The organism is Streptococcus sp. oral taxon 431 (genome assembly GCF_023115445.1).
Lineage (GTDB): Bacteria > Bacillota > Bacilli > Lactobacillales > Streptococcaceae > Streptococcus.
Genome location: NZ_JALDUI010000002.1, coordinates 12,953 through 36,843 on the forward strand (window position 1 = coordinate 12,953; position 23,891 = coordinate 36,843).

Genomic DNA, 23,891 nt, shown 5'->3' on the forward strand with positions numbered 1-23,891 from the left:
GATTTTTTTTATGGTCGTCCACCAGGGCCTCCATTTCCTTGAGGTCCACCTCCACCAGGTATCGAATTGACAATCTCAGTCTGTTTTTCACCATTGAAATAGATATCTCCACCTGTGTAGGTCGCTGTTCCATCAAAGTCAAAGCCAGATTGACCAGTCATTTTGATGGTTCCTCCATTAACTGTGATATTCCCATTTGAGTCAATTGGATCTGTGTCCCCTTGGCCAACTTCAACGGTCAAATTCCCACCATTCATAGTAAAGAAAATTTCACTTTGTTGGGCATTTTTGTTGGCTGCATTGACACCATCATCCGTTGAATAGATGGTGATATCTCCACCGTTGATAGTGATTGACTTACCTTCAAGTCCTTCTGTAGAATTCTTAACAGTATAGGTACCACTATCGATGACCAAATCACCTGAAGCATGGATACCATCATCACCTGCAGTAACAGTGATGGTATTGTCAGAGAGATACATGGTTCCAACAGAAGTATCGTCATCATTATCAACCTTAACTCCGTCTTCCTTGGCATCGATAGTCATGGTTGTTCCAGTAATGTTAAGTTCGTCATTGACATTAAAGGCATCTCCGACTGCTGTGATATTGTAAGTACCGCCTGTGATGTGAAGTGTATCGTTGGCCTTGATAGCATTGTTTTTCTTACCATCTACATTGAGAGTTCCTTTACCATTGATGGTCAAGTCTACTTTAGAGAAGAGGGCCGCGTCAGCCTTGTCATCACTATTTGAAGCTGAATCTGAGAGGCTATTGGTTGTGCCATCTGCTAGAGTTAGGTAAACATGTCCAGCTGATGTTGCAGAAATAGCTGCATTGGTATTGGTCATTGTTACACCATTTAGAACGATGTGTGCGTCATCTGAACTTCCAGCTTCGATCTTGATTTGAACTCCATCAGATTGACCAGAAATCACATAGGTACCTGACTTAGAGATTGTAACGGTAGATCCTGATACGGCCACTCCGTCACCTGATACCGTCGCCGTTGACCCTGACAAAGTTACAGTTGCAGCTGTTTTTTCATCATAAGAAGTATCATAGTCCTTATCTGTAAAGTAACTAGTTGTTTTCTTATTGGTAGTCACTGTTGTCGTTGCAGTACTATTGCTAGCTGTTGTATTTGAAGTTGACTGGGTACAAGCTGTCACTAGTGCTAGAGTTGCTATACTCGTTAATAAGAATGTCCATTTTTTTGCTTTCATGCTCGTTTCCTCGACTTTCATTTTACATGCTCTTAGTCTACGTGACTTTCCTAAAATAAGCCTAAATTTTTTCTGAAAGTTTTCTTAAGTTTAGTTTCAATTAAGTTAAATTTAACAAAAGTTTTAGAAAAGCCTCCTAAAATCAAACACAAGCAAGTTTACCTTGTTTAAAAATAGTATAACCTAAGATTAGAGGAGAAGGAATTATGAAACCAATCGAAACAACTTTTAAACGGATTGAAACCAAATATATTATCTCCAAAGATAAACTAGACAAACTCATCCAAGATTTAAAGGAATATTTGGTAGAAGATGACTATCCAATTTCAACCATTTCAAATATCTACTTTGATACGGAAGACTTTGATGTCCTCCTAGATGATGATTTTGGAGCTAAGCGAAAAGAAAAGGTGCGGATGCGGACCTATCTCAGCCACCCCAAAGCAGATAGTCAAGTATTTTTAGAAATTAAAACCAAGGACCAAGAAGGAGTTGGTCGCAAATTTAGACTACTCTCAACTCCTATTTCTATCCTTAACTTTATGACCAAAGGGCACTTGGATGCTAGTATTACTGATACAGTTGTCATTGAAAAAGTGAAAAAGCTTCACCAAGATTACAAGCAGGCTATCAAGCCTCGTATGTACATCTACTACGATCGTTATTCATTAAAAGAAAAAAAATACATCGAGGGCTGCAACTATAATAAAATTCGTATCACCATTGACCAAAATCTAATCTATAGAGATGAAAATGTCAGTCTCTTTGCAGGAAATCAAGGGGCTCCTCTATTAGATGACAATACTGTGATTATGGAGATTAAAGCTCCTGGAAACAAACCTCAGTGGTTACAAGACATTCTAGACAAGTATGGTTTGATGGAGCACAAATTTTCAAAATACAGTTGTGCTTACCACAAATCTCAAGGTCTTCCTTATGCACCACGTCCCAGTATAGAAAGCGCAGGTATCGCTTATGCTTAATCTTTTTAATTCCATTTTCAACAACGCCACTGCAAGTGCAGATCCCTTCCAACTACTGCTGTCACTTCTAGTCAGTCTAGTCCTCGGTTTGGCACTTACTTGGACCTACAAATATCGAACCCTCTACACCAGAGAATTTGCTATCAGCTTGACTCTGCTTCCTTGCCTTATGACCTTGGTTATTTTTCTGGTCAATGGGAGCTTGGGTACGTCAATTGCTGTAGCCGGAACCTTTAGTTTGATCCGTTTCCGTTCTGCAACTAGTGGTTCAAGAGAACTGATTGCGATTTTCCTAGCCATGATTATCGGTCTAGCTTGTGGAACAGGCTATCTCTTCTTGGCTATTCTCTTCACCCTCTTTATCTTGGGTGTTTGGTTCCTTTTGGAAAATCAACAGGTCAAAACTGACAATCAACGCCGTAGACTTTTAACAATCACGGTAACTAATCAAGAGAAGATTCAAGATGCTATCCAATCTGCTCTTGACCAATTCTGCTCAGAAATTGACATGATTACGATCAATAGCACAAATGCAGGGGACAACCTTAGCATTGTCTATGAAGTCGAGCTAAAAACAGATGCCGATGATTTCCAAGTGACTAGCTATCTTACACAAAATATTGATCAATGCGATGTGGCATTGACTAAAAAAGCTAAAAAGAGAAAAAATCTCTAAAGACGAAAAACGAGGCTGGGATAAAAATTCCGACCTCGTTTTTTGCTAGCAATAAGTTTTTGATACTGATACTGAGACTGGTTAGGCTATTCGATTTCAAAGAGCTCTTTTGAAAAAGACTTCACTTTCTCTTTCTACAACTTTTAATTTCCTTTAACTGGAATCTCTTTGATAACTCGTGCTGGATTTCCTGCTAGAACTACGTTGTCACCAAAGGATTTTGTAATGACCGCTCCTGCTCCTGCAACGACATTATCCCCTAAAGTAACACCCGGAAGGACAATGACACCACCACCTGCCCAAAAGTTCTTACCAATCGTGATGGGTTTGCCAAATTCTAATCCCGAGTTTCGTTCATCGGGATCCAGCGGATGAAGAGGTGTTAAAAACTGACAATTAGGACCAATCATGGCATTATCACCAATAGTAATCGGACATACGTCCAACATGGTCAGATTCCAATTGGAATAAAAATTTTCTCCCAAATGAATATTGACACCATAATCCACCACCAAGCGAGTATTGATATAGAGATTTTCACCAGTAGAACCAAACCATCCTTTGATGATTCCCATACCTTTTACTGGATCTACCTCTTCATTAAAAGTGGCTTGCTTTTGTCGCGCTGTTTGTGCTAGAGAACGGAGGTCTGGGGCGAATGGGTGATAGGGTTCTCCCGCGATCATTTTTTGATATTCTGTTTTCATGTTTTAATTTCCTTGCTTTTTTAGATGATTGTAGCATAGTATTGTATCTCGAGCAAGTTAAAATAAGTCGCTCTTTATGAATTGAAAATGTGAGTAGAACGCAAACCTAACATTAAATACAAAAAGCGAGCAAAGCCAGTTTTCTGACAATCAGAATTCTGCCTTGTTCGCTTTTTTATCTAGTAGATCCTTCTTAAGAATCTATAGTGAATGATTAATCTTTTCATCTCAGATATTAAGTAACATCTACTTATTCGCTTACTTCAACAGTTTCAACGATTTCTTCTACAGTCGTATCAACTGGAGCATCTTCTTGTGAAGATGCCAGGTAAGACTCTTCGTTGACTGCTTGTGGTTCAAGGTTACGATAACGGGCCATACCAGTACCTGCTGGGATGATCTTACCGATGATAACATTTTCTTTAAGTCCAAGGAGATGGTCTTTCTTACCACGGATAGCTGCATCTGTAAGGACACGAGTTGTTTCCTGGAAGGAAGCCGCTGACAAGAAACTATTTGTTTCAAGTGAGGCTTTGGTAATTCCCATAAGGACTGGGCGACCTGTCGCTGGAACTCCACCTGCGATAAGGACATCTTTGTTAGCATCTGTAAAGTCATTGATATCCATAAGGGTACCCATGAGAAGGTCTGTGTCACCTGGATCCATGACACGGACTTTACGGATCATTTGACGAACCATTACCTCGATGTGTTTGTCACCGATTTCTACCCCTTGGCTACGGTAAACTTTTTGTACTTCACCGAGAAGATAAGTTTCAACTGACAAGACATCACGGACTGCAAGGAGACGTTTTGGTTGGATAGAACCTTCTGTAAGAGCAGCACCACGCGCTACTTGGTCCCCAACTTCGACACGCATACGAGCTGTAAATGGAACGACGTATTCCCCTTCGCCAGTTTCACCCTTAACAAAGACTTTCTTAGTACGAGTTGAAGCGTCTTCTTCGATAGCGGTAACTTGTCCTTTAACCTCTGTGATAACCGCTTCCCCTTTAGGATTGCGGGCTTCAAAGATTTCTTGGACACGAGGAAGACCCTGAGTGATATCGGTATTTGAGGCAACCCCACCCGTGTGGAAGGTACGCATTGTAAGCTGTGTACCAGGTTCCCCGATAGATTGGGCAGCGATTGTACCAACTGCTTCACCAACTTCAACCGCATCACCAGTCGCCAAATTGATACCATAACAGTGACGGCAGACACCATGACGAGTGTTACATGTAAATACGGAGCGGATGGTTACTTCTTCAACACCAGCATTGACAATTTCTCGTGCCTTGTCTTCTGTAATCAACTCATTTGGACCAATGATCACTGCACCAGTTTCTGGATGTTTAACAGTTTTCTTAGTGTAACGACCATTGAGACGTTCTTCAAGAGACTCAATCATCTCTTTACCTTCAGTGATAGAACGGATCAAGAGACCACGGTCTGTTCCACAGTCATCCTCACGGATGATCACGTCTTGGGCAACGTCAACCAAACGACGAGTCAAGTAACCTGAGTCGGCTGTCTTAAGGGCTGTATCGGTCATACCTTTACGAGCACCGTGAGTTGAGAAGAACATTTCGAGTACTGACAAACCTTCACGGAAGTTTGAAAGGATTGGCAATTCCATGATACGTCCGTTCGGAGCAGCCATCAGACCACGCATACCGGCAAGCTGTGAGAAGTTTGAGATGTTACCACGGGCTCCAGAGTCCATCATCATAACGATTGGGTTCTTAGGATCTTGGTTGGCAATCAAGCGTTTCTCAAGTTTTTCACGGGCAGCACGCCATTCAGCTGTAACAGCATTATAACGTTCGTCGTCTGTGATCATACCACGACGGAATTGTTTAGTGATTTGTTCTACACGTTTGTGTGATTCTTCGATGATTTCAGCCTTGTCTTCAACAACTGGAATATCGGCAATACCCACTGTCAATCCTGCAAGAGTTGAGTGGTGGTAACCGAGGTTCTTCATACGGTCAAGTAGGGCAGAAGTTTCTGTCGTACGGAAACGTTTGAAGATTTCAGCGATGATATTTCCAAGGTTTTTCTTCTTGAATGGAGGGTTAAGCTCAAGTTTGCTGATAGCCTCCTTGATATCTCCTCCTAGTGGCAAGAAGTATTTATCTGGAACACCTTCTGTCAAGTTAGCATTGTTTGGCTCTTGCAAGTAAGGTAGACCTTCTGGCATGATATCGTTGAAGAGAATCTTACCAACAGTTGTAAGCAAGACTTTATGTTTTTGCTCTTCTGTCCATGGTTTGTTCAAGCTATCTGTTGCGATACCAACACGTGAGTGAAGGTGAACATAACCATTGCGGTAAGCCATGACAGCTTCGTCACGGTCTTTGAAGACCATGCCTTCACCTTCACGACCAGCTTCTTCCATGGTCAAGTAGTAGTTACCCAAAACCATGTCCTGAGATGGAGTAACAACGGGTTTACCGTCTTTAGGGTTCAAGATATGCTCAGCAGCAAGCATCAAGATACGAGCTTCTGCTTGGGCTTCTTCTGAGAGCGGTACGTGGATGGCCATTTGGTCACCGTCAAAGTCGGCATTGTAGGCTTCACAGACAAGTGGGTGCAAGCGAAGGGCTTTACCGTCAATCAAGACAGGTTCAAAGGCTTGGATACCCAAACGGTGAAGGGTAGGTGCGCGGTTCAAAAGTACTGGGTGTTCTTTGATCACTTCTTCGAGGATATCCCAGATACGTTCATCTCCACGTTCTACCAAGCGTTTAGCCGCTTTAACGTTTTGCACGATATCGCGCGCAACGATTTCACGCATAACGAATGGTTTAAAGAGCTCGATAGCCATTTCACGTGGCACACCACATTGGTACATCTTAAGAGTTGGACCAACGGCGATAACGGAACGTCCTGAGAAGTCAACACGTTTACCGAGCAAGTTTTGACGGAAGCGTCCTTGTTTACCTTTGAGCATGTGGCTCAATGATTTCAGTGGACGGCTACCTGGTCCTGTAATTGGACGACCACGACGACCATTGTCAATCAAAGCATCAACCGCTTCTTGAAGCATACGCTTCTCATTTTGAACGATAATACCTGGTGCATTCAACTCAAGCAAACGAGCCAAACGGTTGTTACGGTTGATAACACGGCGGTACAGGTCGTTCAAGTCAGATGAGGCAAAACGGCCACCATCCAACTGCAACATTGGACGAAGATCTGGTGGAATAACCGGAAGGATGTTAAGAATCATCCATTCAGGTTTGTTTCCAGACTTGTAAAAGGCATCCAAAACATCCAAACGACGGATGGCTTTGATACGTTTTTGTCCAGTTGCTGTCTTCAATTCTTCTTTAAGTTCAGCAATTTCTTTTTCAAGATCTACTTGTTTCAAGAGGTCTTGGATAGCTTCGGCACCCATTTTAGCAACGAATGATCCGTAGCCATATTCACGCAAGCGCTCACGGTATTCACGCTCTGTCATGATAGATTTGTGTTCGAGTGGTGTATCCTTCGGATCGATCACCACATAAGCTGCAAAGTAGATAACTTCCTCAAGTGCACGAGGACTCATATCAAGGGTCAAGCCCATACGGCTTGGAATCCCCTTGAAATACCAGATATGAGATACAGGAGCTTTCAACTCGATGTGTCCCATACGTTCACGACGAACTTTTGTACGCGTTACTTCAACACCACAACGGTCACAAACAATCCCTCTGTAACGAATGCGTTTGTACTTACCACAAGCACATTCCCAGTCTTTTGTAGGACCAAAGATGACTTCGTCAAATAGTCCTTCACGTTCTGGTTTCAACGTACGGTAATTGATTGTTTCAGGTTTTTTGACTTCTCCATAAGACCATGAACGGACTTTACTTGGAGAAGCTAGTGTGATTTGCATACTTTTAAAACGATTTACGTCAACCACTATTTCTTCCCTTTCTATTCTAAGTGAGCTACTTATTCTTGTTCAGTAGCTTCTTCTGTTGCTTCCGCTTTTGCACCTTCTTCAGCTTCAAAAGCAGCTTTTGCTTCTTCAGCAGCTTTTTTACGTGCTTTTTCAAGGTCATCTACGTGGATGACATCTTCGTCCATGCCCTCATCAAGATCACGAAGTTCAACTTCTTGATCATCTTCGTCAAGGACACGCATGTCAAGACCAAGTGATTGCAATTCTTTAACAAGAACTCGGAAGGATTCTGGAACACCTGGTTTTGGAATTGGTTTTCCTTTTGTAATAGCTTCATAAGCTTTCAAACGTCCGTTGATATCGTCAGACTTGTAAGTCAAGATTTCTTGAAGGACATTTGACGCACCATAAGCTTCAAGCGCCCAAACCTCCATCTCACCGAAACGTTGTCCACCAAACTGAGCTTTACCTCCGAGTGGTTGTTGCGTAACGGTTGAGTATGGTCCGACTGAACGTGCGTGCAATTTATCATCAACCATGTGGTGGAGTTTGATCATGTACATGACACCAACTGACACACGGTTATCAAATGGTTCACCAGTACGTCCATCGTAAAGGATCGTCTTAGCATCGCTATCCATACCTGCTTCTTTAACAGTTGACCAAAGATCTTCAGAACTTGCTCCGTCAAAGACTGGTGTTGCGATGTGAATACCAAGGGTACGAGCTGCCATACCAAGGTGGAGCTCCATAACCTGACCGATATTCATACGTGATGGCACCCCAAGTGGGTTCAACATGATATCGACTGGAGTTCCGTCCGGAAGGTAAGGCATGTCTTCTACAGGAACAATACGAGAGACAACCCCTTTGTTTCCGTGACGTCCGGCCATCTTATCTCCAACCTTAATCTTACGTTTTTGAGCGATGTAAACACGAACCAGCATATTAACACCTGATTGTAATTCATCACCATTTGCACGTGTAAAGATCTTAACATCACGAACAACACCATCGGCACCGTGGGGTACGCGAAGTGAAGTATCGCGAACTTCACGAGATTTGTCTCCGAAAATAGCGTGCAAGAGACGTTCTTCAGCTGAAAGATCTTTCTCACCCTTAGGTGTTACTTTACCTACAAGGATGTCACCTTCTTTAACCTCAGCACCGATACGGATAATCCCCATTTCGTCAAGGTCTTTAAGGGCATCTTCACCAACGTTTGGAATTTCACGAGTGATTTCTTCAGGTCCAAGCTTTGTATCGCGTGTTTCTGATTCGTATTCTTCAAGGTGGACAGATGTATAAACATCGTCTTTAACCAAGCGTTCGCTCATGATAACGGCATCCTCGAAGTTGTAACCTTCCCAAGTCATGTAGGCAACGATTGGGTTTTGTCCAAGCGCCATTTCTCCATTTTCCATAGAAGGTCCGTCAGCGATAAAGTCACCTTTCTCTACAAGATCACCAACTCGAACAAGGGTACGTTGGTTGTAGGCAGTACCTGAGTTTGAACGACGGAATTTTTGAATGTGGTAAACATCAAGGGAGCCATCTTCACGACGAACTTCTACCTTATCCGCATCCGCATAGGTAACCTTACCACCATGTTGTGCAATAACTGCAGCTCCTGAGTCATGGGCTGCTTGATATTCCATACCAGTACCAACGTAAGGTGCTTTGGGATTGATCAAAGGAACAGCCTGACGTTGCATGTTGGCACCCATGAGGGCACGGTTGGAGTCGTCGTTTTCCAAGAAAGGAATACATGCTGTCGCAACGGCAACTACCTGTTTTGGAGAAACGTCCATGTAATCTACAACACTAGCTGGGTACTCTTGGTTGACCCCTTGATGACGTCCCATAACTGTTTTCTCAGCAAATGTGCCATCTTCGTTCAATTTAGAGTTAGCCTGTGCTACTGTGTACTCATCTTCTTCATCAGCAGTCAACCAAACGATTTCGTTAGTTACTTTTCCAGTTTCACGATCAACCTTACGATATGGTGTTTGAATGAAACCATACTTGTTGAGGTGTCCATATGAAGACAAGTTGTTGATCAAACCGATGTTTGGTCCCTCAGGTGTCTCGATTGGACACATACGACCATAGTGAGTGTAGTGCACGTCACGCACTTCATATCCAGCGCGGTCACGTGTCAAACCACCAGGCCCTAAGGCAGACAAACGACGTTTGTGTGACAACTCAGAAAGCGGGTTGTGTTGGTCCATGAACTGTGACAATTGAGAAGAACCAAAGAATTCTTTGATCGCTGCAGTTACTGGACGGATATTAATAATTTGTTGTGGTGTTAGTACTTCGTTATCTTGAACAGACATACGTTCACGAACGTTACGTTCCATACGTGAAAGCCCAAGACGCACTTGGTTGGCAAGCAATTCACCAACAGCACGGATACGACGATTTCCAAGGTGGTCGATATCATCCACACGACCAATACCTTCAGCCAAGTTGAGGAAGTAACTCATCTCAGCCAAGATATCTGCAGGCGTTACGATACGAACCTTGTCATCTGGATTTGCATTACCGATGATAGTTACAACACGATCTGGATCAGTTGGTGCAACAACCTTGAATTTTTGAAGAACAACTGGCTCTGTTACTACAGCAGCATCATTTGGAATGTAGACAATCTTGTTCAAATCGCCATCCAAATGGCTTTCAATGCTTTCAATCACGCTACGAGTCATGATTGTTCCAGCTTCTACCAAGATTTCACCTGTTTCAGGGTCTACCAATGGTTCAGCAATGGTTTGGTTAAGCAAACGTGTTTTAACATTGAGTTTTTTATTGATTTTGTAGCGACCAACTGCAGCCAAGTCATAACGACGTGGGTCGAAGAAACGAGCTACAAGCAAGCTACGTGAGCTTTCAGCAGTCTTAGGCTCACCTGGGCGAAGGCGTTCGTAAATTTCCTTCAAAGCTTCGTCTGTACGAGAGTCCATTGGATTCTTGTGAATATCTTTTTCAACAGTGTTACGAACAAGATCGCTGTCACCAAAGATATCAAAGATTTCATCATCGCCTGAGAAACCAAGCGCACGAACCAAGGTCGTAAATGGAATCTTACGAGTACGGTCAATACGAGTGTAGGCGATGTCTTTTGAGTCGCTTTCAAGTTCCAACCAAGCTCCACGGTTAGGAATAACAGTTGAACCGTAACCCACTTTACCATTTTTGTCTACCTTGTCATTAAAGTAAACACCTGGAGAACGCACCAACTGTGATACGATGATTCGTTCACCACCGTTGATGATGAAAGTACCCATCTCAGTCATGATTGGGAAATCACCAAAGAATACTTCCTGTGTCTTGATTTCGCCAGTTTCTTTGTTAATCAAGCGGAAGGTTACAAAGATAGGTGCTGAGTAGCTAGCATCGTGGATACGAGCCTCTTCAAGCGTATATTTAGGTTCTTTGATTTCGTAGCCAACAAATTCCAACTCCATTGTGTCTGTGAAGTTTGAAATCGGCAATACATCTTCAAATACTTCCTTCAGACCATGGTCTAGGAAATCTTTGAATGAATCTGTTTGAATTTCAATCAAATTTGGTAAGTCAAGAACTTCTTTGATTCTTGAAAAACTACGACGGGTACGATGTTTCCCGTATTGAACGTCATGTCCTGCCAAGATGATTCTCCTTTTTAAATAAAGTTCCAAGCTTAGTGATCTAAGCTAGTAATTATCGTTAGAGGGTTCTAAAAACCCTATCAACTTATCCCCCTCGACTAATTTTCAGAATCTTTAAATCTTTGTTACAATCACTAGAAAACCTGAAAAAAAGCACAAAAAGAGCAGCTAAATCTGACTTTTGTAAGAAGATTTAACTGCTGTGAGCCTTGCCTGGACAATATTTCAGACAAAACCTACGACAAATGATTATTTACATTATACCCTATTTAGTTAGATTTTTCAAGGGTTTTGAGAGATTTTTCTCTTCCTCTAATCCGTTAATTATCTACATCTTTCTTTGAAAAATCAAGTCCATATTTAGGAAAACGCTTGCCTTAACTATTCCCTCATGCTATACTGTTATTGAAATTAATAGACAGGAGACATTTTATGAAAACAGCTAAAACCACTCTTACAATCGTTTCTGCACTTGCATCTGTCATCTTATTGACCAGCTGCGCCACAAAATCCACAGAAACACAAACATCCGCTAATAACTCATCTGACAATCAGATTACAATGACTTACGACCAACTACGGTCTAGAGAAAATACCATGTCAACTCTCTGGTATCAAAAAGCGGCCGAAACAAAAGCCTTGTATCTACAAGGTTATAATGTTGCTACAGATCGTCTAAAGGAATTACTGAAAACAGAATCAGACAAGCCTTATTCGATTGTTTTGGACTTGGACGAAACGGTCCTAGATAACAGTCCTTATCAAGTTCAAAATGTCAAAGATGGAACAGCATTCACACCTGAAAATTGGGATGTTTGGGTGCAAAAAGCTGCAGCTAAAGCCGTCCCAGGTGCTAAAGATTTTCTTCAGTTTGCCGATCAAAATGGTGTCCAAATCTACTATATTTCTGACCGCTCAGTTGACCAAGTAGATGCTACCATTAAAAATCTAGAAAACGAAGGTATCCCTGTACAGGGACGTGACCACCTCATGTTCCTAGAGAGTGGTGTAAAATCTAAAGAAGGTCGTCGCCAAGCTGTTCAAGAAAAAACAAATCTTGTGTTACTATTTGGTGATAACCTTGTAGACTTTGCAGATTTTTCTAAAACTTCTGAAGCTGATCGTGACAAACAACTTGAAGAATTGCAAAAAGAATTTGGTGAAAAATTCATCATCTTCCCAAATCCAATGTATGGATCATGGGAAACAGCAGTTTACGGTGGTAACAAACTAGATGCCAAGGGACAAGTAGACGAACGCGAAAAAGCCTTACAAGGCTTTGACAAATAAAGTAAGCTTGAAACTGAATAAATTTATAAGCACATAAATAGGGACAATGGCTCTTTAACTTACAAAACTCAAAAAAAGCGGACAAGAGAGGATTCTGATAACCAGAAAACTTTCCTGTCCGCTTTTATCATGTGATTCGTATCTTAATGAGCCAACATTTCTTGAGCAATCTCTTGACCTGATAAGCCATCTGGATAGTAGGTTGGCCAGTTGTCCATCTCTTCAAAGAGGGCTTCTTGGCTAGTGCCTCCAAAGAAGATATGGAAATGTTCTGCCTTGACCGGAGCGATATTGTGGTCGCTAAACTGAACATACTTGAATTGCCCAGCGTCTGCATCCGTCGCTTCAAAGAGGAAGCGCACTCCTCGATTCCCTTTCTTATAAGTCAAAATTTTCTTGCCGACATACTTGTATGTATATTTCTTACTTTGATCACCTTGGATGAATTCCATAGTGTTATCCGTGATATTAATCTTAGATACATCGGTTTGATAGCCCTTTTGATAGTAGGCTTTGTATTCATCCTTGGTCATTTTACCAGTCAATTTAGCCTTGTAGTCAAAGACTTGATCTAGAGTACCATCTTCAAGGAAAGGATAGACTGACTGCCAGTTGCCAGCATAGTCACTTAAGGTACGATCCTTGACATCTGTATCCTCAAAGTAACCATTTTGAACGGTTTTAGTTTCCTCTGCTTTTTCTGGTTCAATTTCTGCCCCTGCCTGGTCAGTTGTTTGCTTGAGGGCCTTGAGATTTTTCTCCATGACAGAGATATAGTTTTCTCCAGCTTTCATGTCCTCTTCGGTCAAGCTTTCCAGAGGATTCAGAACGTCTAACTTAACTCCTGTTTCTTTTGAGAGAGTATTAGCTAGGGCTTGTGAGGCATTTTCTTCAAAGTAGATATAAGAAATCTTGTTTTTCTTGATATATTCGGTCAATTCTGCCAAGCGGCTTGCTGAAGGCTCCGCATCTGGGGAAAGACCTGAGATAGAAACTTGATTGAGTCCGTAGTCTAAAGCTAAGTAACGAAAGGCAGCGTGTTGAGTCACAAAACTCTTTTGTTTTGCACTAGAAAGTCCTTCAGTATAGGCCTTGTCCAAGGCTTGTAGTTTTTCGATATAGGCAGCTGCATTTTGCTCGAAAGTCGCCTTCTTATCTGGATAGTCAGCTGAAAGACTATCACGAATGTACTCTACAAGCTTAATGGCACGCGCAGGAGACAACCAAACATGAGGGTCATACTCGTGATGATGACCTTCTTCACCGTGATCATGGTCTTCCTCTTCTTCACTTCCTGGAAGAAGCAACATATCACCAGTCGCCTTGATTGTTTTTACTTTTTTCGCATCTAGTGAATCTAAAAGCTTGGGAACCCATGTTTCCATGTTCTCATTTTCATAAACAAAGGCATCAGCGTCTTGGATTTTAGCAACTGCCTTAGGCGATGGTTCATAATCATGTGGTTCTGTCCCTGCCCCAATCAAGAGCTCGACATTGGCTGTATCGCCTGCTACTTGTTTGGTAAATTCGTAGACAGGATAGAAAGTTGTGACAATATTTAATTTTCCGTCTGCCTGTTTTTGATTGGAACAAGCGACTAAGAATAGTGTCACAAGACTTGCCAAAAATAGGCCTAGTTTTTTCATTTTCTTCTCCTATTTGATAAAACGTTTGAGTAAGCTGACTAACAAAAAGACAACTACAAAGATAATGGTAATACTTGCACTCGGTGGTGTTTCTGCATAATAGGATATATAAAGTCCTGCCACCATACCTAGAAAACCAATAACGCTGGCAAGAATCATCACCGAACTAAAGTTCTTCCCTAAACGCAAAGCAATACTTGCTGGCAAGACCATGATAGTTGATACCAAAAGTGCTCCCGCAGCTGGGATCATGAGAGCGATAGCCACACCCGTTACCATATTAAAGAGAATTGACATGGTACGCACTGGAAGACCATCTACAAAAGCTGTATCCTCGTCAAAAGTTAAGATGTACATGGGTCTCAAAAAGAGGAAGGTCAGAATTAAAACAACCGCTGCAATGATGAAGAGCCCAATTACCTGCTCTTGACTAATAGTCACAATAGAACCAAAAAGGTATTGGTCCAAGCTCATAGAACTAGAGCTCTTACCCTTACTCATCACAATGAGTGAAACTGCAAGTCCTGTAGACATGAGAATAGCTGTCCCAATCTCCATAAAGCTCTTGTAAACCGTACGGAGATACTCAAGGAATACAGCCGCAATCAAGACAATGGCAATGGTCGAGATGGTTGGAGAAATCCCCAAAACCAAACCAAAGGCAACACCCGAAAGTGAGACGTGACTCAGAGTATCACTCATGAGACTTTGACGGCGCAAAATGAGGAAGGTCCCAAGGACTGGTGAAAAGAGACTCATGGCAATAACCGCTAAAAAGGCTCGCTGCATAAAATCATAAGAAAATAGATTAAGCATGTTCCACCTCCTGATCATTTTCATGGACATTGAAACAACGCCATGGCGAATCTTGGTCACGAACAAGGTGGATATTACGATCTGCGTAATCCTTAACTTCTTCAGGATCGTGGGTAATCATCAAAACAGCCTTACCATGATGGTGGGCACTATGGTGCATGAGCTCATAAAATTCATTCTTGGTACCTGCATCCATCCCTGTTGTCGGCTCATCCAAGATAAAGATATCTGGATCTGAAGCAAACATACGTGCAATGACCGCTCTTTGCTTTTGCCCACCAGAGAGAGAACCAATGCGTTTATCCCGATGTTCCCACATGCCAACTGAGTTTAAACTAGCCTTGATGTGTTCTTCATCATGGGCATTCAGACGACGGAACCAGCCCTTTCTTGGGTAGCGACCTGATTTGACAAATTCATAAACAGTACTTGGAAAGCCCGCATTAAAACTGGCGATCTGCTGGGGAAGGTAGGCAATTCTTAATTTTTTCCCATGAATATTTGTCTTTGAGATGGTTACTTTTCCAATTCTCGGTTGTAAAATACCTAGACTGGCCTTGATAAGAGTGGTCTTTGCCGCTCCATTTTCTCCAGTAAGGGTGACAAATTCCCCGCTGTCAACACTGTAATTGATATGCTCAAGCACAGGTTCCTTGTCATAATAGAAGGACAAATCCTCTACTGTGATGTATCTCATTACTTGATTTCTCCTACTAAAGCAGTTAAAAACCGCTGGATAATTTTTTGTTCGTTTGGTGTGAACTGAGTGGCAACCTGCTCATAAGTCAAGAGGGTATGTTCATGATGATGGTGGTGTTCCTCAGCAATAGGTCGAGCCAAGTCTGTCAATTGATAGAAGACAACGCGAGCATCCTTAGGATCCTTAGACGTTTCTAACATTCCCTCCTTAACTAGGGATTTGATAGCCTTTGTAACGGCAGCTTGACTGACATTGAGACGACGCGCCAACTCAGAGTTGGTGAGCGACTCCTCTGATAAAAGCATGAGAATATGCTCCTGGGTATTTGTCAAAGCCACATCACTGGTACAATGACCAACGAGAATTTCATGCTGGTTTTCCGCCTTGAGAATAATCTCATTTAAAAAACGATCGATATCTTTTGCCAACTGTCTCATGATTTGCTCCTTTCTCAGAACGGAATTTCTATAAATACAAGGTTTTCATACTCTTCAAAAATCAAATTCAAACCACGTCAGCTTCGTCTTGGCGTACTCAAGTACAGCCTGCGTCTCGCTTCCTAGTTTGCTCTTTGATTTTTATTGAGTATCACACCATTCCTTTACTAGTTAAGTATATCACATCCAAGCAAGGAGTCAAGAAAAAAGATGAAAACACCTGAGATGTTTTCATCCTTTAGAATTATTTTTCTTGTTTACGGCTAGTCCAGAGAGCTGTCGCTCCAAGAATCATACCAAGTAGCATCATGAAAATAGATTGCTCACTACCTGTATTTGGAAGTAGTTTCTCTGAGACTACTGTTTTCTTAGCAAACTTATCTGCAACCTTATAATCAACTTTTACAGTAGACGGTTGAGTCGGTTTTGTTGCTGGGTCTTCTTCTGGTTTAGCTGGATCTTGCTCTTTACCTTGCTCTTCTGGCAGTTTAAATGTTTTTGAATCCACAGAAATCGTGCGTGAATTTGGATTTACCTTTTCATACTGAGTCAAATCAGCTGTTTTGAGATAGTCTTCAAAGGCAGCATCCATTGAAGGACCTTCTTCTCTAGCACCACCAAGCATGGTATAACCGTCACCACCTGCTGCAAGGAAGTCATTGGTTGCTAGATAGTAGATTTTCACCAAATCTAGTTTTTCATAAAGACCAGTTGCACGATTCTTAACTTGAATAGCCAAGATACGTTTGCCTGCAGCTAGATTTGTATCGTAATAGACCTTGGCTCCTGAAATCTGTAAGAATCCGCCACTTGGTTCTAGCAATGGTTGACCATTTTCATCCAAGACAGTTTTTCCTGCCTTATCAACCTGCAAGATAGATCCGAGTGATTTTTCAAACATATCCAGAACTTGCTGACCAGTTACTTGAATTTGTGAGATGGTGTTTCCAAATGGCAAGACTGCAATGACATTTCCTTTTGTAATTGGCTTATCTTTGGAAATCGTTTCACGCAAGCCACCACCATTTGTCACAGCGATATCTGTTGGATGACTGAAGCCTGTTTGACCGTACTGATAGAGAGAATCTGCGACAACATTTCCAAGGTTTGTCTCGCGGACACGGACATTTTCACGGTCACCGTTCAATTCAACTGGGCTATTTGAAACAACTTCTACAGCATTTTCAGCGTCATATTTTTCTTTGATTTCTTTGACCATGGCTGCAATCTTTGGATTGGCTTCTAATTTCTTAGCATCTGCAGCAGGTACCTGGCTTGGATTTCCCAATAATTGACGAGATTTGTAAGTGATTTTACCAACGTTATGGAGATAGCTTCCTGTCTGGTTGTAGGTTACATTGTCCCCATAGGTAGTAGATTCTACTGTATGAGAGTGACCATCAATCACTGTAACACGCTTACCTTTCAAAAGAGGATTTTTTGAAAGTGCTTCTGCAAGGGTAGAACCACGCCATTCTACAGGCGTTGTTGTATCAACTCCCAAGTGAGCGAGAACAACATAATGTTTGTAGTCTTTGCCTTCTGCCAAGGCTTTAGCTTGAATTTCTTCGATAACCTTGTTAACCTCTGCAATAGGTTCTGTAAAGGTTACGCCTTTAACATTTTTAGGGTGGGTCTTAGTAGCTGTTTCAGGTGTTGTCACACCGATGACGACAAACTCATCACCTGCAACATCCTTGTTCTTATCAACAATTGTTGCTGCTTCAAATAGACGAGCTCCATTTACATAAGTATTTGAGCTAAGCAGTGGGAAGTTCAAGATTTCTTTGTATTTTTTAGCTTCGTCAAGTCCAAAGTCAAACTCATGATTTCCTACAGCCATAGCATCGTAGCCCATCTCGTTTAGGATTTTGGCACGAGCTTCACCCTTTGTTGAGTTTGAAATCGGCAGACCTTGGAAGGCATCACCTGCATCCACTACTAGAGTCGTTTGGTTGCCCTTTTCTCGCTCCTTCTCAATAACTGTCGCGAGCTTGGCATCTCCAATTACTCCTTTTTCTTCTACGATACGACCATGCACGTCATTGGTATGCAAGATAACAGTATCTGCTTCTTCTTTTTGAGGTGCAACCTCTTCAGCTGGTGTTGCCGTACTTGTAACAACCTCAGGAGTCGCTGCTACTACTGGTGCTTCTGCAGTATTTACAACTTCTGTAGCTTCTGAAGAACTAGTATTTTCTTCAGCATAGACCTGTCCAGCTAAAAAGGCTGGAGCTAATAGGGCTGTCGATAGGACAGGCAACAAAAAACGTTTATTCATATTGAAATCCCTTTCTCTTCTTTCTTCTACCATTATACGCTATTTAGCATCATTTTAAAACTTTTAACCTTTTTGAAGGTAACCTATCCGACATTTCATAAAAAAAGTCTGAACAAAAAGTTCAAACTCCTTTTCTATATTATTGAAAATCTTTAATATTCCCATCGTAATTTGCCCAATCCTGGCTAAAGAAGCGGTCATTCATTTGGTAACTAGGAGCTGTTGTCGGATTGCTCAAAAAGGGATTTACCACCTTATCAAATGCTAACCAGCCTAACCAACCGATATGAATCGTATCCTTAACAAAGTAGGGATCTCCACCATTTTTTGAAAAGTCAGCAATGTTGGTAAAACCCTGACTTTCCAACTGGTAACGAATTTTTTCAATAGAGTGTTGATACATTTCTTCGTTCAAACCTGTATAGTTCATCCATTTTTTATTGACAGGTTGAAAGACAAAGAGCACATTAACCTTAGACTTGGCGAATTGATCAAGCACTAGCTGCAAATCATTGTACTCACTTGATTGGAGAAAGTTATAATTCTTTTGATAGCCTTCTAAATTTTTTAAGTCCTTCTTAAGTTGAGTGGTATAAAAGTGGTTTTCCATTCCCAAATCATTATTGGTCGTATTTTCTTCTGCATCCTTACGTGCAATATTTTCCAATTCTTCATAAGAAAATTGCTCTGGGAGACTGCTCAAATATTTTTCAATATGATCTTTGTACTTTAATCGACCATGAATGGAGAATTGACCAAAAAGAGCAGCTTGTCTTTCATTGAACTCGGCAGAGAGATTAACCATCGTTTGATCAAAGTCTGACAATTGTTCATTCTTGGCCAGCTTCTCAACAATCCCCTTCATCGGTACTCTTGGATTTTTCTTCAAGAGTCTAGTAGCCGCATATTGAGCAGCCAGATCTCCGGATTGATTTTCCAAAAAGGCAGTCAACTGGTCATTGTTAAAAAAGCTTTGAAAAGTAGGCGAATCGTGCTCCTCTTTTGTAAACCATTGTGGAGAGATTACAAATACCGCTTGTTTGTTTTCAAGCTCAGATGTGATTTGTTGTAGTCCAAAGTACTGACTAAGAGAAGCTGCTCCTGCCTGCCCCATAAAATAAGGGCGATAGGAGCGATTATACTTTTCAGCTAATACTCCTGGATGCATGCTATCAAAACGAATCCATTCACTCGAACCCAAAAAGGGTATAAAACGCATATCAGGATCCGTAAGAGCTCTTACTTTTTGACTTCTTTCCTTAAAGCTTTCTGCACTTATCGAAGCGGCAGAGTATTTTTCCTCCATGAGATTATGACTTGGACTACTTGGATAGAAACAGATAAGAAGGCACACCAGCAAGCCCGCTACAAAGACAGGCCCGAAAATCAGCCACAAGCGTTTAAGCATTCTTTAACTCCGTAATCCCTGCTACGATTTTATTAGCTGTATTCCAGTCGTCACGACCAAATTCTGTAACTGGGACACGAATATCAAAGCGATTTTCGATTTCCACGATCAATTCAACGGTTCCCATGCTGTCCAAGACACCTGCGTCAAAAAGATCCTCATCCATCATGTCAGATACATCTTCCATAAATAATTCATCAATAATTTCAATAACTTCTGATTTGATATCCATTTTTTAATTCCTTTTATTTTTTAAACCATAAATCATTCAAAAATCCAGAAAAGATTAAGAATGAAACCATCACGACATGGAAGGTTATCACCATGCCAAGCAACTGAGCCCAACGGTTCTCAGGCAAGGGAGGTCGCCCTGCTTTCTTACGTTCTTTATTGAGCGTTTTTTTCTTTCGAACCCAGGCATCATTAATGACTAAGCCCACTCCATGAAAGAGTCCGTAGGCGATGTAAAACCAAGTTATCCCATGCCAGAACCCCATAAGGAGCATGTTCAGGATATAGGCGACACTTGAGGTCACATTTCGATTCTTAAAAAGCTTCTTTCTCGTCATCACCATGACCATGCGCATAAAGACAAAGTCACGGAACCAGAAGGATAAACTCATGTGCCAACGATTCCAAAACTCCTTCAAATCTCTTGACAAGAAAGGTTTGTTGAAGTTGATCGGACTACGAATCCCCATCAGATTTGAAATAGCTAGAGCAAACATGGAATAACCCGCAAAGTCAAAGAAGAGCTCCAGACCAAATGTGTACATGACTGCAACTACATAGTAGTTAAAGAAGCCACCTGTTTGTAAAGCTAAATTCTTTAGCGGTGGCAATAAAATCTCGCCTAAAATATGAGCTAGGATAAATTTATACAGAAATCCCCACATGATATACCGAACGGACTCGGCTAGCATATTCATCAACTCATCGCGCTCTGGAATCGTCTGATAATTTTCATTAAAACGTTTGAAACGATCAATAGGACCACTTGAAAATGTCGGCATAAAGAGAAGAAAACGCAAATACTCCCACATTTTCAAATCCTTAATGACTCCATCTCTGAGTTCGATGATGATTCCCACCGAACGAAATGTCAAATAAGAAATTCCGATAAAACCCAGCAAGGATTGTGTTCCGTTAATGGCTGTTTGCGCCTTTACAAATATAATTGGAAGTAAAGACAACAGACTAACCAGATAGAAAATCCATTTGCCATCTCGAATTTTTCGATACTGCTTGTAAAAAAGAACCAGTACTATTTGCCAAATTAGATAGATTCCTAAGGCAGCTAATTGATTGGTCTTGCCTCCCGTCAACATAGTGACTATAAAGAAGAGACTAACCAATATTTCATACCAGCCAAAACGTTTTTTGAAAAAAAGTCCGATAAAGATTGGCAAGGTAGCCGTAATTACGTACAAAAAATACTGCGGATTCCCATAAGGCTCAATATGAGGTAGCTGTTTTAGGAAATCCATCATCTATTATTCACCTCGTTAATCAATCCTTTAATATCAATCTTGCCATTTGGAGTTAATGGCAAATCTTGTCTATAAAGGAACTTAGACGGCATCATGTAAGACATCATGATATCCTCCAAGTCTTCTTTGATGGCTTTCGTGATATCAATTTCGCGCTCAAATTGTTCTTTGACCCCATCTTTTAAGATAACATAGGCCAAGAGATTTTGGACCTTGTGATCTTTATTATAACGCGGTACTGCGACTGCTGAGTCAATATACTTGGATTTGTTCAAGTTTTGAGAAACGTCTTCTAGCTCGATACGGTAACCGTTAAACTTGATCTGGAAGTCCATCCGTCCACCGTAAAGAAGAAGGCCTTCGTCCATCATGGTTCCGACATCTCCTGTATGGTAGGCTGGCAAACCTTCAAATTCGAAGAAAGCTTCAGCTGTTTTTTCAGGATTGTTCATGTAGCCTTTTGAAACAGCTGGACCAGATACGATGATCTCCCCTTGCTCACCATTTGGCAATTTGTTTCCTGCCTCATCAATGATGAAGGTTGGAGAATCTTCTTTGGTATAGCCAATTGGCAAGCGTTTAAGAGTCGCTAACATCTCATCTGTAATAGCGACTGCCGACAAAGCAACAGTCGCTTCCGTTGGACCGTAGGCATTGATGATGCGTGCATTTGGAAAACGCTCGCGCAATTTCTGAGCAGTTTTAACGGTCAACTCTTCCCCATCAAAGTAGAAATGGGTAATCCCTGGCATCTTTTCAGTATTGAAATCTTCAGACAACATGGCCATATCTGCAAAAGATGGTGTTGAAGTCCAGATAGCAATCGGAAGAGAAAAGATAGTTTCAAAGAGTTGTTTGAAGTCTTGAGTAATGGCTGACGGGAGGGCAAAAAGGGTTCCTCCAAGAGCCAAAGTCGGTGCCCAATACATGACAGACAAGTCAAAAGAATAGGGCGGTTGTGCCAACATTTGCGGACGCTCTGGCGTCGCAAATTCCTTGTCCGTAATCATCCAGTTGGTAAAGCTGAGCAGATTATCATGCGAAATCTGCACCCCTTTTGGTTTCCCAGTTGTCCCTGAAGTAAAGATGATGTAGTAATTATCATCGCCCTTGACTGGATGCGTCATCTCATAGCTTGCCCCTTGAGCAAAGGATTCTTGAACCTGAGCTAGATTCATCATCGGTGTAGAAACCTGCTTCAATGGAAAGTCTGAGATAGCAATAATCAAACTTGGTTCTGCAACCTCCAATATAGCCGAAACTCGCTCCAAGGCCGAATGACTGTCAATTGGAATGTAGGCATGACCTGACTTGGTCAAGGCTACAAAGGTAGCCAACATCTCATACTCCTGACCACCAAAAACGACTACAGGAGATTTTTCAGGTAAATCTAGTTGATCGATGGTTGCAGCCAAACTGTCTGAATCAGCCTTCAAATCAGCATAGGTACGTTCCTCACCAAGAACATTATAGACTGGAAAGCTAGGCTGAGTTTGGGCGAAGTGCTCAATCGCTTCAATCATATCTTTTATCGGTTTATTAGACACAGTTCGTTTTCTCCTTAAAGTTAAAATTCATTGTAGATAAAGCCACCCTGACCTTGACCTAGGTAACTAAAAAAGTAAAGCAAACCCAGTAGAACAATAAAATACAGGACCGTTTGCCCTAAAAAAATATATAATGGTTTCTTTCTATCCATGATCGATTTCTTTTCTGTAAATTTCCGTCAATTTTTCCACAAACAATTACTATTTTTTCTTGTTCCCATTTTACCACTTTATTCCCTCTATTTTCAACTGTTTACCATTTTTAGAAAGCACATTTTAGTTTATTTTAAGACAAGTTAAAATATTAATGTTTTGCCCTCAAAAAACAACAAAGTTTGAGAATCCAATCTCAAACTTTGTTACAAATAGCTCTTTTATCTTAGAAAAGTGAGAATACAAGCACAGCCAAGGCTGCACCGATAACAGGTCCCACAACTGGAATCCAGGCATAAGACCAGTCTCCATCTCCCTTGTTTGAAATTGGCAAGATACTGTGCATGATACGAGGGCCAAGGTCACGAGCTGGGTTCAAGGCATAGCCTGTTGTCCCACCTAGTGATAGACCGATACCGACAATCAAGGTTCCCACTGCAAAGGTTCCGATACCAGGCTGAAGGTCATAAAGCCCCAAAGCAAAGATTGTCAACACCAAAACAAAGGTTCCAAGGATTTCACTGATCAAGTTAGAAACTGTATCCTTTATGGCTGGACCAGTGCTGAAGGTTGCCAGGATATTGCCTGCATTTTCCTCTGCCTCATAGTGCGGCTTGAATTGCAACCAAACCAAAATCTGACCGAGCATAGCCCCTGCGAACTGAGCTAAGATATATGGAAATACGGAAGCCCAAGGCAGACCACCTTTTAAGGCCACACCGATGGTCACAGCTGGGTTTAAATGAGCTGGACTGAGCTTGCCAGATACAAAGACTGCAACCGCAACTGCAATCCCCCAACCCATAGTAATCACAATCCAACCTGCATTGTTGCTCTTGGTTTTAGGAAGAACTACACCTGCAACAACACCATTTCCTAGAAGAATCAGGATTAAAGTTCCCAAAAATTCTCCAAATAATTCTTTCATCATATCTTTGTCTCCATTTAAAAGAAGGAGAGAGAAAGCAAGGAACGCTTGTCTC

The 23,891-nt window shown here is 41.5% G+C and carries 18 protein-coding genes; 3 read left to right on the plus strand and 15 right to left on the minus strand.

Annotated features, from left to right (window positions below; all coding sequences use genetic code 11):
• Window positions 1-8: 8 nt before the first annotated feature.
• Complete coding sequence (locus tag M1R56_RS01915) at window positions 9-1,226, minus strand: carbohydrate-binding domain-containing protein (protein WP_248034403.1); 1,218 nt, start codon at window positions 1,224-1,226, stop codon at window positions 9-11.
• A 206-nt stretch (window positions 1,227-1,432) separates the two neighbouring features.
• Between M1R56_RS01915 and M1R56_RS01920 the strand changes: the two genes are divergently transcribed.
• Together M1R56_RS01920 and M1R56_RS01925 are read left to right on the plus strand one after the other, a co-directional pair.
• The gene (locus M1R56_RS01920; protein ID WP_248034404.1) at window positions 1,433-2,209 is read left to right on the plus strand and encodes a polyphosphate polymerase domain-containing protein; all 777 of its coding nucleotides are present in this window, start codon (window positions 1,433-1,435) and stop codon (window positions 2,207-2,209) included.
• On the plus strand, window positions 2,202-2,885 hold the full coding sequence (locus M1R56_RS01925; RefSeq protein ID WP_248034405.1) for a DUF4956 domain-containing protein: 684 nt from the start codon (window positions 2,202-2,204) through the stop codon (window positions 2,883-2,885). The genes M1R56_RS01920 and M1R56_RS01925 overlap by 8 nt, the downstream gene beginning before the upstream one ends.
• A gap of 143 nt (window positions 2,886-3,028) precedes the next feature.
• On the opposite strand, the gene M1R56_RS01930 is transcribed toward M1R56_RS01925, so the two are convergent.
• From M1R56_RS01930 to M1R56_RS01940, 3 genes are all read right to left on the minus strand, one after another.
• Window positions 3,029-3,592, minus strand: a complete 564-nt coding sequence (locus tag M1R56_RS01930; RefSeq protein ID WP_248034406.1) for a sugar O-acetyltransferase — start codon at window positions 3,590-3,592, stop codon at window positions 3,029-3,031.
• Window positions 3,593-3,842: 250 nt separating this feature from the next.
• Window positions 3,843-7,505, minus strand: a complete 3,663-nt coding sequence (rpoC, locus tag M1R56_RS01935) for a DNA-directed RNA polymerase subunit beta' (protein ID WP_248034407.1) — start codon at window positions 7,503-7,505, stop codon at window positions 3,843-3,845.
• Window positions 7,506-7,537: 32 nt separating this feature from the next.
• The gene (locus tag M1R56_RS01940; RefSeq protein WP_248034408.1) at window positions 7,538-11,140 is read right to left on the minus strand and encodes a DNA-directed RNA polymerase subunit beta; all 3,603 of its coding nucleotides are present in this window, start codon (window positions 11,138-11,140) and stop codon (window positions 7,538-7,540) included.
• 432 nt (window positions 11,141-11,572) lie between these two features.
• Here M1R56_RS01940 and M1R56_RS01945 point away from each other — a divergent pair, with 432 nt between their 5' ends.
• Entirely contained in the window at window positions 11,573-12,430 is an 858-nt protein-coding gene (locus M1R56_RS01945; protein WP_248034409.1) for a 5'-nucleotidase, lipoprotein e(P4) family, read from the plus strand.
• Window positions 12,431-12,573: 143 nt separating this feature from the next.
• Here M1R56_RS01945 and M1R56_RS01950 read toward each other — a convergent pair whose 3' ends face one another.
• The 11 genes from M1R56_RS01950 to M1R56_RS02000 form a co-directional block, all read right to left on the minus strand.
• A complete protein-coding gene (locus tag M1R56_RS01950; RefSeq protein WP_248034410.1) occupies window positions 12,574-14,076 on the minus strand; it encodes a zinc ABC transporter substrate-binding protein AdcA in 1,503 nt (500 codons plus the stop codon).
• Window positions 14,077-14,085: 9 nt separating this feature from the next.
• Window positions 14,086-14,892: a metal ABC transporter permease gene (locus tag M1R56_RS01955; RefSeq protein ID WP_153224529.1), complete on the minus strand. Its 807-nt coding sequence runs from the start codon at window positions 14,890-14,892 to the stop codon at window positions 14,086-14,088.
• Window positions 14,885-15,589: a metal ABC transporter ATP-binding protein gene (locus tag M1R56_RS01960; protein WP_001269493.1), complete on the minus strand. Its 705-nt coding sequence runs from the start codon at window positions 15,587-15,589 to the stop codon at window positions 14,885-14,887. Before M1R56_RS01960 ends, M1R56_RS01955 begins: the two co-directional genes overlap by 8 nt.
• A complete protein-coding gene (adcR, locus tag M1R56_RS01965) occupies window positions 15,589-16,029 on the minus strand; it encodes a zinc-dependent MarR family transcriptional regulator (RefSeq protein WP_248034411.1) in 441 nt (146 codons plus the stop codon). Before adcR ends, M1R56_RS01960 begins: the two co-directional genes overlap by 1 nt.
• Window positions 16,030-16,273: 244 nt before the next feature.
• Entirely contained in the window at window positions 16,274-18,310 is a 2,037-nt protein-coding gene (gene nt5e / locus M1R56_RS01970; RefSeq protein ID WP_248034412.1) for a cell surface ecto-5'-nucleotidase Nt5e, read from the minus strand.
• Between the two features lie 139 nt (window positions 18,311-18,449).
• Window positions 18,450-19,718: a D-alanyl-lipoteichoic acid biosynthesis protein DltD gene (gene dltD, locus M1R56_RS01975; RefSeq protein ID WP_248034413.1), complete on the minus strand. Its 1,269-nt coding sequence runs from the start codon at window positions 19,716-19,718 to the stop codon at window positions 18,450-18,452.
• Window positions 19,711-19,950: a D-alanine--poly(phosphoribitol) ligase subunit DltC gene (gene dltC / locus M1R56_RS01980; RefSeq protein WP_000351968.1), complete on the minus strand. Its 240-nt coding sequence runs from the start codon at window positions 19,948-19,950 to the stop codon at window positions 19,711-19,713. The genes dltD and dltC overlap by 8 nt, the downstream gene beginning before the upstream one ends.
• A gap of 13 nt (window positions 19,951-19,963) precedes the next feature.
• A complete protein-coding gene (gene dltB, locus M1R56_RS01985; RefSeq protein WP_248034414.1) occupies window positions 19,964-21,208 on the minus strand; it encodes a D-alanyl-lipoteichoic acid biosynthesis protein DltB in 1,245 nt (414 codons plus the stop codon).
• A complete protein-coding gene (gene dltA, locus M1R56_RS01990; RefSeq protein ID WP_248034415.1) occupies window positions 21,205-22,755 on the minus strand; it encodes a D-alanine--poly(phosphoribitol) ligase subunit DltA in 1,551 nt (516 codons plus the stop codon). Before dltA ends, dltB begins: the two co-directional genes overlap by 4 nt.
• Window positions 22,756-22,775: 20 nt before the next feature.
• Window positions 22,776-22,907 carry a teichoic acid D-Ala incorporation-associated protein DltX gene (locus M1R56_RS01995; RefSeq protein WP_000375187.1) on the minus strand — a complete coding sequence of 44 codons (132 nt, stop codon included), beginning with the start codon at window positions 22,905-22,907 and terminating at the stop codon, window positions 22,776-22,778.
• 227 nt (window positions 22,908-23,134) lie between these two features.
• Window positions 23,135-23,839, minus strand: coding sequence for an MIP/aquaporin family protein (locus M1R56_RS02000; RefSeq protein WP_248034416.1), 705 nt, complete (start codon window positions 23,837-23,839; stop codon window positions 23,135-23,137).
• Between the last annotated feature and the right edge of the window lie 52 nt (window positions 23,840-23,891).

Bases quoted from the DNA above. Each gene is read 5' to 3' on its own strand.
- M1R56_RS02000 (WP_248034416.1), bottom strand. From the start codon at position 23,839: ATGATGAAAGAATTATTTGGAGAATTTTTGGGAACTTTAATCCTGATT.
- dltB (WP_248034414.1), bottom strand. From the start codon at position 21,208: ATGATGGATTTCCTAAAACAGCTACCTCATATTGAGCCTTATGGGAAT.
- nt5e (WP_248034412.1), bottom strand. From the start codon at position 18,310: ATGAATAAACGTTTTTTGTTGCCTGTCCTATCGACAGCCCTATTAGCT.
- dltD (WP_248034413.1), bottom strand. From the start codon at position 19,718: ATGCTTAAACGCTTGTGGCTGATTTTCGGGCCTGTCTTTGTAGCGGGC.
- M1R56_RS01945 (WP_248034409.1), top strand. From the start codon at position 11,573: ATGAAAACAGCTAAAACCACTCTTACAATCGTTTCTGCACTTGCATCT.
- M1R56_RS01955 (WP_153224529.1), bottom strand. From the start codon at position 14,892: ATGCTTAATCTATTTTCTTATGATTTTATGCAGCGAGCCTTTTTAGCG.
- M1R56_RS01930 (WP_248034406.1), bottom strand. From the start codon at position 3,592: ATGAAAACAGAATATCAAAAAATGATCGCGGGAGAACCCTATCACCCA.
- M1R56_RS01960 (WP_001269493.1), bottom strand. From the start codon at position 15,589: ATGAGATACATCACAGTAGAGGATTTGTCCTTCTATTATGACAAGGAA.
- M1R56_RS01950 (WP_248034410.1), bottom strand. From the start codon at position 14,076: ATGAAAAAACTAGGCCTATTTTTGGCAAGTCTTGTGACACTATTCTTA.
- M1R56_RS01925 (WP_248034405.1), top strand. From the start codon at position 2,202: ATGCTTAATCTTTTTAATTCCATTTTCAACAACGCCACTGCAAGTGCA.
- dltC (WP_000351968.1), bottom strand. From the start codon at position 19,950: ATGGATATCAAATCAGAAGTTATTGAAATTATTGATGAATTATTTATG.
- M1R56_RS01995 (WP_000375187.1), bottom strand. From the start codon at position 22,907: ATGGATAGAAAGAAACCATTATATATTTTTTTAGGGCAAACGGTCCTG.
- M1R56_RS01915 (WP_248034403.1), bottom strand. From the start codon at position 1,226: ATGAAAGCAAAAAAATGGACATTCTTATTAACGAGTATAGCAACTCTA.
- M1R56_RS01920 (WP_248034404.1), top strand. From the start codon at position 1,433: ATGAAACCAATCGAAACAACTTTTAAACGGATTGAAACCAAATATATT.
- adcR (WP_248034411.1), bottom strand. From the start codon at position 16,029: ATGAGACAGTTGGCAAAAGATATCGATCGTTTTTTAAATGAGATTATT.